General features: G+C 69.3%; 12 protein-coding genes and 1 tRNA gene. 12 read left to right on the top strand and 1 reads right to left on the bottom strand.

The features are described 5' to 3' along the window. Positions 1–8 precede the first annotated feature (8 nt). The 10 genes from WCE39_RS03590 (at position 9) to WCE39_RS03545 (ending at position 10,324) form a co-directional block, all read left to right on the top strand. Positions 9–320 (top strand): BolA family protein, encoded by a 312-nt coding sequence (locus WCE39_RS03590; protein WP_343275340.1) that lies wholly within the window; start codon positions 9–11, stop codon positions 318–320. Between the two features lie 146 nt (positions 321–466). Then, the gene (locus tag WCE39_RS03585; protein ID WP_343275339.1) at positions 467–1,681 is read left to right on the top strand and encodes an efflux RND transporter periplasmic adaptor subunit; all 1,215 of its coding nucleotides are present in this window, start codon (positions 467–469) and stop codon (positions 1,679–1,681) included. 3 nt (positions 1,682–1,684) lie between these two features. Further along, the gene (locus tag WCE39_RS03580) at positions 1,685–2,887 is read left to right on the top strand and encodes an ABC transporter permease (RefSeq protein ID WP_343275338.1); all 1,203 of its coding nucleotides are present in this window, start codon (positions 1,685–1,687) and stop codon (positions 2,885–2,887) included. Beyond that, positions 2,880–3,617, top strand: coding sequence for an ABC transporter ATP-binding protein (locus tag WCE39_RS03575; RefSeq protein WP_343275337.1), 738 nt, complete (start codon positions 2,880–2,882; stop codon positions 3,615–3,617). Before WCE39_RS03580 ends, WCE39_RS03575 begins: the two co-directional genes overlap by 8 nt. A 120-nt stretch (positions 3,618–3,737) precedes the next feature. Continuing rightward, complete coding sequence (locus WCE39_RS03570) at positions 3,738–3,863, top strand: hypothetical protein (protein WP_343255777.1); 126 nt, start codon at positions 3,738–3,740, stop codon at positions 3,861–3,863. Between the two features lie 10 nt (positions 3,864–3,873). After that, positions 3,874–4,716 (top strand): c-type cytochrome, encoded by an 843-nt coding sequence (locus tag WCE39_RS03565; protein ID WP_343255778.1) that lies wholly within the window; start codon positions 3,874–3,876, stop codon positions 4,714–4,716. A gap of 39 nt (positions 4,717–4,755) precedes the next feature. Then, positions 4,756–6,123: a cbb3-type cytochrome c oxidase subunit I gene (locus WCE39_RS03560; protein WP_343275336.1), complete on the top strand. Its 1,368-nt coding sequence runs from the start codon at positions 4,756–4,758 to the stop codon at positions 6,121–6,123. 15 nt (positions 6,124–6,138) lie between these two features. Next, positions 6,139–6,927 carry a CbbQ/NirQ/NorQ/GpvN family protein gene (locus WCE39_RS03555; protein ID WP_343275335.1) on the top strand — a complete coding sequence of 263 codons (789 nt, stop codon included), beginning with the start codon at positions 6,139–6,141 and terminating at the stop codon, positions 6,925–6,927. A gap of 12 nt (positions 6,928–6,939) precedes the next feature. Next, entirely contained in the window at positions 6,940–9,081 is a 2,142-nt protein-coding gene (locus WCE39_RS03550; protein ID WP_343275334.1) for a nitric oxide reductase activation protein NorD, read from the top strand. Between the two features lie 85 nt (positions 9,082–9,166). Next, complete coding sequence (locus tag WCE39_RS03545; RefSeq protein WP_343275333.1) at positions 9,167–10,324, top strand: P1 family peptidase; 1,158 nt, start codon at positions 9,167–9,169, stop codon at positions 10,322–10,324. A gap of 169 nt (positions 10,325–10,493) precedes the next feature. Here the strand turns inward: WCE39_RS03545 and WCE39_RS03540 are convergent. After that, a tRNA-Met gene (locus WCE39_RS03540) sits at positions 10,494–10,570 on the bottom strand. Positions 10,571–10,725: 155 nt separating this feature from the next. Here WCE39_RS03540 and WCE39_RS03535 point away from each other — a divergent pair. Continuing rightward, positions 10,726–11,295, top strand: coding sequence for an RNA pyrophosphohydrolase (locus WCE39_RS03535; RefSeq protein WP_449283929.1), 570 nt, complete (start codon positions 10,726–10,728; stop codon positions 11,293–11,295). Positions 11,296–11,350: 55 nt separating this feature from the next. Beyond that, positions 11,351–11,557, top strand: coding sequence for a (2Fe-2S)-binding protein (locus WCE39_RS03530; protein WP_343275432.1), 207 nt, complete (start codon positions 11,351–11,353; stop codon positions 11,555–11,557). The last annotated feature ends 119 nt before the right edge of the window (positions 11,558–11,676 follow it).

Here is an 11,676-nt window from a genome sequence, read left to right as displayed (position 1 = left end):
ATGTCGACATGAGCAAGAAGATCGATCGCATCCAGGCCGCACTGCAGGCACTGTCTCCCAGCCACCTGGAAGTGCTGGACGAAAGCCATATGCACAGCCGCGGGCTGGAAACGCACTACAAGGCGGTGATCGTCAGCGACACCTTCGCGGGCAAGCCGTCCGTGCGCCGGCACCAGGCGGTGTATGCGGCGATGGGCGGGCTGATGGGCGAGATCCATGCGCTGGCGCTGCACACTTACGCTCCTGATGAATGGGCGGAACAGGCCGCAGTGCCGGATTCGCCGCGATGCATGGGGGGCAGCCGGCACGACCGGGGCTGAGCGAACGGCGGCCCGGACGTCCGTGGCCACGCGCCCGCTGCGACCACCGGCGCCGGCGCCATTGCTGGAACCCCCGCGCACCCGGCACCATGGATTCTTTCCCACCGGGTCGAACCATGGCCGGAATGCCCGCGCGGCGCAGATGGATGTTCGCAGCGGTTGCGGTCGTCGCGGGGCTCCTGCTGGTCCTGGGCATCGCCCGTTGGCGTGGGCCGGTCCTGCCGGGCTACGCGCTTGTCTCCGGCCCGATCGTGCAGAACGTCGTCGCGACTGGTCGCGTGGCGGCGCTGTCCCGCGTGCACGTGGGGGCCGAGATCGCGGGCCTGGTACTCGAGCGGCGGGTGATGGAAGGCGACCGGGTCGCGCCCGGCGACGTGCTGGTCACGCTGCGCGCGCGCGATCTGGAGGCGCGGCGCGATGAAGCCCGCGCGGCGCTCGCCGCGCTGCGCGAGGCCGAACGTCCCGATGCCGACGCACGGCTGCGCCAGGCCAATGCGGAGCTTGCGCAAGCGGAGCGGGAGCTGGCGCGGCGGCGGGCGCTTGGCGAGCGCCAACTCGTGGCGCGTGAGAGCGTGGAGCAGGCCGCCCAGGCCCTGGTGGTGGCGCGCGCCGCCGCCGAACAGGCGCGCGTGGCCGCGGCCGCGCTCAATGGCGGCGCCCGCGAGGCCCAGGCGCGTGAGCGCCTGGCCGCGGCCGAGGCCGACCTCGCGCGGGCGGTGATCCGTTCCACCGTGGCAGGCACGATCCTTGTCCGCAACGTCGAGCCCGGCGACACGGTGAATCCCGGTGACGTGCTGCTGGAAATCGCGCGCGACGCACCCGGCGAGGTCCTGCTGCCGCTGGACGAGAAGAATCTCGCCCGCCTGGCGCCGGGGCAGACGGTCACCTGTATCGCCGACGCCTTCCCGGACCGCCCGTTCGCGGCGACCGTGCATCACATCGCGCCGGGCATCGACCCCGCGCGCGGGACCGTCGACATCCGCCTGCGCATCGATCCCGGTGCCGACTTCGTGCGCCAGGACATGACCGTGACCGCCACCATCCTGACCGGCAGCCGCGACAGCGCGCTCGCCGTGCCCAACGATGCGCTGGTCGACGCGAGCGACGGCTCCGATCGCGCCATCGTCCTGCGCGTGCGCCGCGGCCGCGTGCAGCGCACGCCGGTCAGGCTCGGCCTGCGCGGGCTTGCGATGAGCGAAGTGCTCGAAGGGCTGGAGGAAGGCGACCATGTGCTGGCGGCCGGTGCGCTGGCGCCGGAAGCGCTCCCGGAGGATGGCGGGCGCGTCCAGATCGAAGCCCAGGCGCCGCCGCCCGACGCCGGTCGCCGCACGCGCGGTGAGCTGCCGGTCAAGTTCGACTGAGCGATGTGGATCGAGACCACCATCGCGATGCGCTTCCTGCGCCACGGCCGGGCGCAGACCCTGCTGATCCTGTTCGGGATCGCGGTGGGCGTGGCGGTGATCGTGTTCGTGACCGCGCTCATCGCCGGCCTGCAGGACAACATCATCGAACGCACGCTCGGCACCCAGGCGCACGTGCGCGTGGAGGCACCCCGCGAGGTGAGCCGCATCGCGCCGGCTGCGCCCGGCACCCTGCAGCTGGTGCTTGAGGACCGCCGCGCGCAGGCGCTGCGGCCGATCGACAACTGGTTGCAGGTGCGCGACGTGCTCGATGGACTTCCCGGGATCACCGCGGTGTCGCCGCTGGTGTCGGGGCCCGCGTTCGGGCGCCGCGGCGATGCCGTGCAGTCGGTCGCGCTGGTCGGCGTGGACCTGCCGCGCTACCTGCAGGTGATCCCGCTGGACGAGAGCATGGTCGAAGGCCGGCTCGAGGTCGGCTCGGGCAACGCCGTGGTCGGCAGCCAGCTTGCCGAGGACCTCGGCCTGCGCCTGGGCGGCAAGCTCAGGCTCGATGCCGGCGACGGCCGCGAAGCCATCGTCAACGTGGCGGGCATCTTCGAGCTCGGCGTGCGCGAGCTCGACGCCCGCTATGTCTACCTGGACCTGAAGCAGGCGCAGTCGCTGCTCGCGCTGCCGGGCGGGGTCACCGTGATCGATGTCACCGTCGAGGACCTGTTCGGTGCCAACCGCATCGCCGATCGCATCAGCGGACTGACCGGCCTGCAGGCCGAGAGCTGGATGGAGACCAACGCGCAGCTGATGAACGCACTGACCTCGCAGAGCATGTCGACGCGGATGATCAGCTTCTTCGTCGCGGTGTCGGTGGCGCTTGGCATCGCCAGCGTGCTCGCGGTCAGCGTCGCCCAGCGCACGCGCGAGATCGGCATCCTGCGCGCGATGGGCACGCGGCGGCGGCAGATGTTGCTGGTCTTCCTGGTGCAGGGCGCGGTGCTTGGCCTCGCCGGCTCGGCGCTCGGCGCCCTGGCCGGCTGGGGGCTGGTCGCCGCGTTCAACGGCTTCGGCCCCGGCCTGTTCTACATCCCGATACCGGCCGCGCTGGTGCCGGCTGCGATGGCGCTGGCCACCGTCGCGGGCGTGGGCGCGGCGCTGGCGCCGGCGTCGCGTGCCTCGCGCCTGGATCCGGTCGAGGCGATCCGCCATGGCTGATCCTCCCGGCGAGGTGCTGCGCCTGCAAGGCCTGCGCAAGTCCTACAACATCGGCCAGCCGAACGAAGTGGAAGTGCTGCACGGCATCGACCTGCGCCTGGACAGCGCAGACTTCGCCGCCCTCGTCGGCCCCTCGGGCTCGGGCAAGAGCACGTTGCTCAACCTCATCGGCCTGCTTGATTCCCCGACCGAGGGCGAACTGTTCCTGCGCGGCGAAGCCACGCGGGGCATGGACGATGAAGGCCGCACCGCGCTGCGCGGCCGCCACATCGGCTTCGTGTTCCAGTTCCACCACCTGATCGGTGCGTTCACCGCGCTGGAAAACGTGCTGATGCCGTCGATGGTGGCGAATGGGCGCCCGGACCAGGACACGGTCGACAGGGCGCGCGGACTGCTGGAGGACGTCGGCCTCGACAGGTTTGCCGACCGCCGTCCCGACCAGCTATCTGGCGGGCAGCAGCAGCGCGTTGCGATCGCGCGCGCGCTGGTGACGCGGCCGTCGTTGCTGCTGGCGGACGAGCCGACCGGGAACCTGGACACGAAGACCGCGACCGATGTGTTCGAGCTGCTGCGGCGCTTCAATTCCCAATACGGCTGCGCGGTGCTGGTGGTGACGCACGACCCGCGGCTGTCGCAAAGCTGTGACCGTACGATCACCCTGGTGGACGGGCAGATCGTTTCAGACGAAGCCCGCGAACAGCCCGGGCGCGATAGCGCGTCGGACAATTGATTGCCCCCGGAACAGCATCGCTCCCGTTGCGTCGCACAATGCAAGACGCGGCAAGCAATGCCACAGTAGCTTCCGTGCGGGCCGGCATGTCCTGGCGCCGCCCGATCCGGGAGCAGTCGAATGAAAGCGACAAGTCTGGTGTCACCCGTCCGCTGGGTCGGAATCCTGGTGCTGCTGCTGATGGCGGTGGCCGTGGTCTACGCCGGATACACCGCGATTTCCTACTGGCCGTCGATCGCCGTCTGAGGAAGGACCTATGAACAAGCGGCAGTCACGGATCTTCGCCATCGTCGCAACAGGCCTTGCCGCCGTTGCGTTCCTCGGCCTGACTTTCTACAGCCACATGCGTTTCGGCGAGCTCACCAACGCCGACGACATCACGCCGGAGATCACCCACGGCAAGGACGTCTGGCACAAGTACAACTGCATCAACTGCCACACCCTGTTCGGCGAAGGCGCCTATTACGCGCCCGACCTGACCAAGATCGCGCAGCACCGCGGCGAGGCCTACCTCAAGGCCTACATGCGCGACCCGTCCCAGTTCTATGACGAACAGCGCCATCGTCGCCTGATGCCGACCCAGGACCTCAGCGAGGTCGAGATCGCCAACCTGGTCAAGTTCCTCGACTGGGTGTCGAAGGTCGACAACCAGGGCTGGCCGCCGCGTCCGATCCTGGTGTCCGGCGGGTCGGTCGTCGTGGCCGCGCAGGGCACGGCCGAGGGCGCGGCGGAGGCACAGGACGTCAGGCCCGTGCGCGCCGACAGCGACCCGCGCGCGATCGGCGAGAACCTGTTCGGGACCGCGGTGCCGGTCTGCACGGCCTGCCACTCGCTGCAGCCCGGCGTCCAGCTCGCGGGGCCATCGATGGCCGGCATGTCGGAGCGCGCGGCGCAGACGATCGCATCGCCGGACTACACCGGCAGCGCGACCGATGTCGAGGGCTACATCCGCGAATCCATCGTGACGCCCAGCGCGCACCTCGTGCCAGGCGCGATGTTCTCGGCCGAAGGCACGTCCTTCATGCCCAACACCTATGCGGACAGCCTGACCGAAGAGCAAGTCGACCAGCTCGTGGCCTTCCTTGGATCGATGAAATAAGACTGGCGGGCGTCCTGCGCCGGCACCGGGAGATTTTCTATGCGCTACAAGTCCCAATCAGTGGCCTACTGGTACTTCGCCGTGGCCATGGTGCTGTTCGGTCTGCAGATCGTGTTCGGACTGCTGTCGGCCGCGAAGTACCTCGGGCCGGACCCGCTGCTGTACATCCTCCCGTTCGACGTCACCAAGACGATCCACACCAACCTGCTGATCGTCTGGGTGCTGACGGGTTTCATGGGCGCCACCTACTGGATGGTGCCCGACGAATCCCGCACCGAGCTGCACAGCACGAAGCTGGCCTACTGGCAGCTGGGACTGTGGACGCTGATGGGCGTGACCGCGGTCATCGGCTACCTGTTCCGCTACGGCACCGGCAACAAGCTGCTCGAGCAGCCCTTGCCGCACAAGATCGTGATCGTGATCTGCATGCTGATGTTCCTCTACAACATCGGCATGACCATCAAGAAGTCCGGGCGGTTCACGACCACCGAGGGCGTGCTGCTGGGCGGCCTTGCGCTGTCGGCGATCCTCTACATCCCGGCGCTGCTGCACTACGAGAACTACACCGTCTCGATCTTCTACCGCTGGTGGACCATCCACCTGTGGGTCGAGGGCGTGTGGATGATGATCATGGCCGGCTTCCTCGCCTACCTGCTGATCCGCCTGTCCGGCATCGACCGCGAGGTGATGGAGAAGTGGCTGTACGTGATCGTGGGCCTGGTGTTCTTCGCCGGCATCCTCGGCACCGCGCATCACTATTACTGGGTGGGCGTGCCGCATATCTGGCTGCCGATCGGCGGCTTCTTCAGCGCGCTTGAGCCACTGGCGCTGGCTGCGATGGCGATCTACGCCTATGCGGCGATGCGCCGCGGCGGGGTGAAGCACCCCAACTCGCTGGCTCTGCACTGGACCATCGGCAGCGCCATCTTCGCCCTGTTCGGCGCCGGCCTGCTGGGCCTGGCGCACACCTGGCCCAGCGTCAACAAGTGGACCCACGGCACCCTGGTCACCGCGATGCACGCGCATTCGGCGTTCTATGGCGCCTACGCGATGATCATCATGGCGATGATCACCTATGCGCTCCCCAGCCTGACCAACCGGCCGCAGGACAGGTACTCGCCGCTGGGTTACTGGGCGTTCTGGCTGCAGGTGACGGGCATGTTCGGGATGACGCTGTCGTTCGGCACGGCCGGCATCGCCCAGGTGTATCTGGAGCGGATCATGGGCATGGGCTACCTCGATGCCCAGCTGAAGATCCAGGTGCATTTCCTGATGCTGATCCTGACCGCGACGATCTTCGCCACCGGCGTCGCGATGTTCATCTTCGACTTCTTCAGGTACCGCCCGCAGTTCGACGTGATCGCGGATGATGCCGACGGCGAGCTGCAACGGCGCCCGGGACGCTGATGGGTGGATGAGCACATGAGGCCGGCGGAGGCCGGTCCGTACTACCAGCCCACGGGCAACGAGGTCGGGATCGTCGAGCAGTGCCATGCCGGCGGGCTGGCGGTGATGCTCAAGGGCCCCACCGGCTGCGGCAAGACCCGCTTCGTCGAACATATGGCGTGGCGGCTGGGCCGCCCGCTGATCACGGTGTCGTGCCACGACGACCTGACGGCAAGCGACCTCATCGGCCGCTTCCTGATCCGCCACGACGACACCGTCTGGCAGGACGGCCCGCTGACCCGCGCCGTGCGCGAAGGCGCGATCTGCTATCTGGACGAAGTGGTGGAGGCGCGCCAGGACACCATCGTGGTGCTGCACCCGCTGACCGACTACCGGCGCATGCTGCCGATCGACCGCACCGGGGAAACCCTCGAGGCCGCGCCGGGTTTCCAGCTGGTGATCTCGTACAACCCCGGCTACCAGCGGATGCTCAAGGACCTCAAGCCGAGCACGCGGCAGCGCTTCGTGGCGATCGAGCTCGGTTTTCCCGAGCCTCCGGCCGAGGCCGCGATCGTGGTCGCCGAGAGCGGCGTGGACAGCGGCACTGCCGTTGCGCTGGTTGAGCTGGCGGGCCGCGTGCGCTCACTCCGCGACCGCGGCCTGGCCGAGGTTCCGAGCACGCGCCTGCTGATTGCCGCCGGACGCCTGGTCGCCAGCGGCATCAGCGTAGGCGAGGCGTGCAACGCGGCGGTGGTTTCACCGCTCAGCGACGATCCGACCCTGCTTGGCGCGATGCGGGAGCTGGTCGACGCGATGTTCCCCTAGGCGTCCGTCGCCGTGGCCGAGGCCGAGGATGTTGTCGTCGACGTGGCGCGTCACGCCACGGTGTTCATCCGCGACACCTGGCGGCGGCACTATGCGCGCGAGCCCGACGAGCCGATCGCGCTCGCGTCGCTGGTCCGGCGCCTGGACCTGCTGGTGTCGGCCGCGTTCGGCACCAGCCTGCCGATCCGGGTGGCGCTGCCGCCGGCGCGCCCGACCGTGCTGCACCGGCTGTTCCACCGCCCCGCATATCCGCGCCATCGGCAGGCGCTGCCCGCCACCAGCGGCAGCGCGATCTGGCTGCCGGCCCATCTCGGTACCTGCGATGCCGTCAAAGCGTCGGAGCTCTATCGCGCAATGGCGCTGCAGCAGGCGTGTCGGGCCACGCGCGGCCACGTGCAGGCGATCGCGGGGGAGCGCAACCCGCTGCTGCGCGATATCGCGCTGGTGCTCGAGGCGCAGGCCGCCGAAGCCGAGGTCGCGCGCGGCTTTCCAGGCCTGGTGCCGGCCCTGCGGCGGCTGCGCGGCCTGGCGCTGGCCGCGCGCCCTCCGCTGGCCGGTTTCGCGGCCGCGCGGCAGCCGCTGGACCAGCTTGTCCGGGACATCCTGGAGGCTGAGTTGGAGGTAGCGTCCGACCGCAAGGCCGAAGCCGACACCAACGCCAACACCAGCACCAACACCAACAGCAACAGCAACAGCAACACCAACGCCAGCTCCGGCGACCGATCCGAATCCAGCTCCGAATCCCGATCAGACGCGAGCCGGGCTGAAGGCCCGCTCGAACATGCTGAACGCCTGCTCCGGGACTGGGGCCTCGACGACGCAGCCGTCCGCCGCCTCGGCCCCGTTCCGCTGTACCGCGACTGGTGGACCGGCGAACTGCGCGATACCGGCCCCGCCTCGCGCCTGGTCGAAGGCACGCCATCCAACCACGACGGGGAAGATACCGGCCCGGTCCGAAGCGCGCGCATGGAGCGGCGCCCCGAAGAGCGCGAAGCCACCGAAGACGAGGACCGCCCCGGCGAACCCGGCGTGTGGATGATCCAGCAGGACGCACCTCACGAAGTCGCCGAGGATCCCTTCGGCCTGCAGCGCCCGGTGGACCGTGATGACGAGACCGGCCCCGACGAATACGGCGACATGCTCTCCGAGCTCGCATCCACGCGGATGGTCGCGGCGCCCGACCCGCCGCGCGAAGTCCTGCTGTCCGACGATCCTCCCGCCAGCCGCGCGAAGATCGAGTTCGACGATCCCGACGCCGGCGGCACGCGCTTCCGCTATCCCGAGTGGGACCATGCGGGGGCGTCCTACATCGAGCACGGCACCACCGTGCGGATGCTGCCGCCGCCGGCCGGCGACCCTGCCTGGATCGACGCGACCCTGGCCCGCCACCGCACCCATCTCGACGGCATCCGCCGCCAGTTCGAAGCCCTTCGCCCTGAGCGCGTCCGCCTGCGCCGACAGAGCGACGGCGAGGACATCGACATCGATGCCTGCGTGGAAGGCCGCGCCGACCTGCGCGCCGGCGGCTTCCTGCGCGAAGGCCTGTACGAAGCCCGCCGCCCGGGCCGGCGCAGCATCGCGGTCTCGCTGCTGGTCGACAGCAGCGGCTCCACCGACGGGTTCATCGGCGGCGGCCGGCGCGTGATCGACGTCGAGCGCGAGGCCCTGCTGCTGGTCTGCATGGCCCTGGAGGGCCTGGGCGAACCCTTCTCGGCCATGGCCTTCTCCGGCGAAGGCCCGCACGGGGTGTCGATGCGCAGCCTGAAGGCATTCGATGAGGCCTACGGGCCGGATGTCGCGCTGCGCATTGCCGGCCTGGAGCCGGAAAACTACACGCGCGCCGGCGCCGCCATCCGGCATGCCACGTCGCTGCTGATGCGCCAGCCGGCCGAACACCGCCTGCTGCTGATGCTGTCGGACGGCAAGCCCAACGACGCCGACCGCTATGACGGGCGCTTCGGCGTCGAGGACATGCGCCAGTCGGTGGCCGAGGCGCGGCTGCAGGGCATCTTCCCGTTCTGCCTCACCGTGGACCTGCAGGCCCCGGCCTACCTGCCGAAGGTGTTCGGGCCGGACAACTATGCGGTGCTGTCGGCGCCGGAGCGGCTGCCGCTGGTGCTGCTGGACTGGACGAAGCGGCTGCTGGCGCGATGAGGGCGTGTCGCTACGTCCGGCAGCCCGCCCCACGAGCCGAGGCAATATCATGCCGCCTCGGCATCACCGACTGTGCGAGGGATGGATGAAGAGGGCAGCGTGGATCCAGTTGGTGCCGGCGGCGGTACTGGTCCTCGCAGGCTGGGTGCATGCCGCCGAGGGCGGCGTGGCCCCCGAGCGTCCAAGGGCGCGCGACGCCGGTGTCGTGATCGGCGTGCAGGAACCCGGGCCCCGCAACGCCATTGTCGACGTGCCCGGCGTGGCGGTCGGGCACGCCACCGTGATCGAAGGCGATGCCTTGCGCACCGGGGTCACGGCGATCCTTCCGCACCCGGGCGACCTCTACCGCGAGCGCGTCCCCGCCGCCGTCGTGGTCGGGAACGGCTACGGCAAGCTGGTCGGCGTGACCCAGGTCGAGGAGCTTGGGGAGCTGGAAACCCCGATCCTCCTGACCGGTACGCTCGGCGTATGGCGCGCGGCGGACGCACTGGTGGAGTGGCAGCTGGCCGGCCCGGGGATGCAGGACGTCAGGTCGCTGAACCCCGTCGTCGGTGAAACCAATGACGGCTTCCTCAACGACATCCGCGCACGCGCGATCCAGCCCGGACATGTCCGGGCGGCGTTGGAGTCGGCCTCGACGGACAACGCCGATGAGGGCGCGGTCGGCGCCGGAACGGGAACCGTCGCCTTCGGTTGGAAGGGCGGCATCGGCACCAGCTCGCGCAGATTGCCGGCGGCCGATGGCGGTTACGTCGTGGGCGTGCTGGTGCAGAGCAATTTCGGTGGCCGGCTGACCATCCGGGGCGTGGCGTTGGACGACCTGCAGCCCGATGCGCTCGCAGCCGCGGTCAACGGAGAGCAGCCGCCGGGCGATGGCGACGGCAGCATCATGATCGTCGTCGCCACCGATGCCCCGCTTGATGCACGCCTGCTGCGGAGGCTCGCGGCGCGCGCGCTGATCGGCATGGGCCGGACCGGTGGCGACATGAGCAACGGCTCGGGCGATTACGTGATCGCATTCTCCACGGCGGCGTCCGTGCGTAGGGCGCTGGGCGATCCGCGGCACGCGGTCGAGCTGCTGCCCAACGACGCGATGACGCCGCTGTTCGAAGCCGTGGCCGAGGCGACCGAGGAAGCCATCGTCAACTCCATGTTCCGGGCACGGACCATGCGAGGCCACCGCGGCACGGTGCATGCGCTGCCGCTTGGGGACGTGCTGCCAAGGTTGAGGCCAGCCCGCTGATGCTTCCGGACGGCATCGAACGCGGCGCGGCCAGATGTCCAGCCCGCTTCCTCACGCGTTATGGAACCGCCTCCCTGCGCGTGATCCGGCACCCGGGCGAAGAGCCACAAAAAAGCCCGCATCGAAGGCGGGCTTTGATCGTCCAACTGGTTGATTTGACTGGACAACATGGTGGCTATGGGTGGACTCGAACCACCGACCCCGGCATTATGAGTGCCGTGCTCTAACCAGCTGAGCTACATAGCCATTGGCCCCGCACGCAGCGCGTGGCGAGCCGGCAATTGTCCACTTGGCTGGCTCCGACGTCAAATCCCCCGGCCCGGCTTGTCCCCTCCGGCGCCCCGTGGCAGAGTCGGTCGCAGTGACGCTGTAAGCGTCGAAAGACCTCAGGAGTCCGCATCGTGATCGATCCGGACGGCTATAGACCCAATGTCGGCATCGTTCTGATGCATCCGGACGGCCGCGTGTTCTGGGCGCGCCGGGTGCGCCGTGACGGCTGGCAGTTCCCGCAGGGCGGGATGAATTCCGACGAGACCCCGCTCGAGGCCATGTACCGGGAGCTCGCGGAAGAGACCGGGCTGCAGGCCCGCCATGTCGACGTGCTGGGCGCCACGCCGGGCTGGCTGCGCTATCGGCTGCCGCCGCGCGCGATCCGGCGCAACGACAGGCTGGTGTGCATCGGCCAGAAGCAGGTCTGGTACCTGCTGCGCTTCACCGGCGCGGACGCCGACCTGCGCCTGGACCTGACCGACACGCCGGAGTTCGACCACTGGCGGTGGGTCGATTTCTGGTATCCGCTCGAACACGTGGTGAACTTCAAGCGCGGTGTCTATACGCGGGCGCTGCAACATCTGGCGCCGTTCGCGCGCCAGGTGGCCGGGCCCGGGGCGGTGCCGACGATCAGCCTGGAAGCCCAGCGCGGGCGAGGGCGGCCGACATCGCCGACGAGAACGCGCCTCGTTCAGGATTGACAATCATTCTCATATGGAACGACAATCGGTTCGTCCCATGAACCGTGAGTCCGCCGTGTACGTCTGTGTCTGCAACGGGGTTACCGACCACCAGATCCGCGAGGCCGCGGCCGCAGGCTGCGGCAGCATGACCGAGCTCACCATGCGCACCGGCGCCGGCGCCTGCTGTGGCAGCTGCGTGGATACCGCGGTGGCGCTGCTGGAAGACGAGGCCGCGTCGCGCATGGTCCTGCAGATCCTCCCGCTGGCCAACGCCGCCTGAGGCCTACGCATCGGCCCCCCCCGGATGAAGGTGGGGATGATCACGATTCGCGTTCCGGCACATGGGGATCGTTGGCGCTAGAGTCGTCAGGATCATTCCCCACGCCAGCCGGAGACATG

Source organism: Luteimonas yanweni (assembly GCF_039548475.1).
In the GTDB taxonomy this organism is placed as follows: Bacteria; Pseudomonadota; Gammaproteobacteria; order Xanthomonadales; family Xanthomonadaceae; genus Luteimonas.
Note: the sequence above shows the minus strand (reverse complement) of the source record. Positions and strands in the feature narration are given on the sequence as shown.

Coding starts and splice junctions, on each gene's coding strand:
- WCE39_RS03590 (WP_343275340.1), top strand. CDS start 9: ATGAGCAAGAAGATCGATCGCATCCAGGCCGCACTGCAGGCACTGTCT.
- WCE39_RS03585 (WP_343275339.1), top strand. CDS start 467: ATGTTCGCAGCGGTTGCGGTCGTCGCGGGGCTCCTGCTGGTCCTGGGC.
- WCE39_RS03580 (WP_343275338.1), top strand. CDS start 1,685: ATGTGGATCGAGACCACCATCGCGATGCGCTTCCTGCGCCACGGCCGG.
- WCE39_RS03575 (WP_343275337.1), top strand. CDS start 2,880: ATGGCTGATCCTCCCGGCGAGGTGCTGCGCCTGCAAGGCCTGCGCAAG.
- WCE39_RS03570 (WP_343255777.1), top strand. CDS start 3,738: ATGAAAGCGACAAGTCTGGTGTCACCCGTCCGCTGGGTCGGAATCCTG.
- WCE39_RS03565 (WP_343255778.1), top strand. CDS start 3,874: ATGAACAAGCGGCAGTCACGGATCTTCGCCATCGTCGCAACAGGCCTT.
- WCE39_RS03560 (WP_343275336.1), top strand. CDS start 4,756: ATGCGCTACAAGTCCCAATCAGTGGCCTACTGGTACTTCGCCGTGGCC.
- WCE39_RS03555 (WP_343275335.1), top strand. CDS start 6,139: ATGAGGCCGGCGGAGGCCGGTCCGTACTACCAGCCCACGGGCAACGAG.
- WCE39_RS03545 (WP_343275333.1), top strand. CDS start 9,167: ATGAAGAGGGCAGCGTGGATCCAGTTGGTGCCGGCGGCGGTACTGGTC.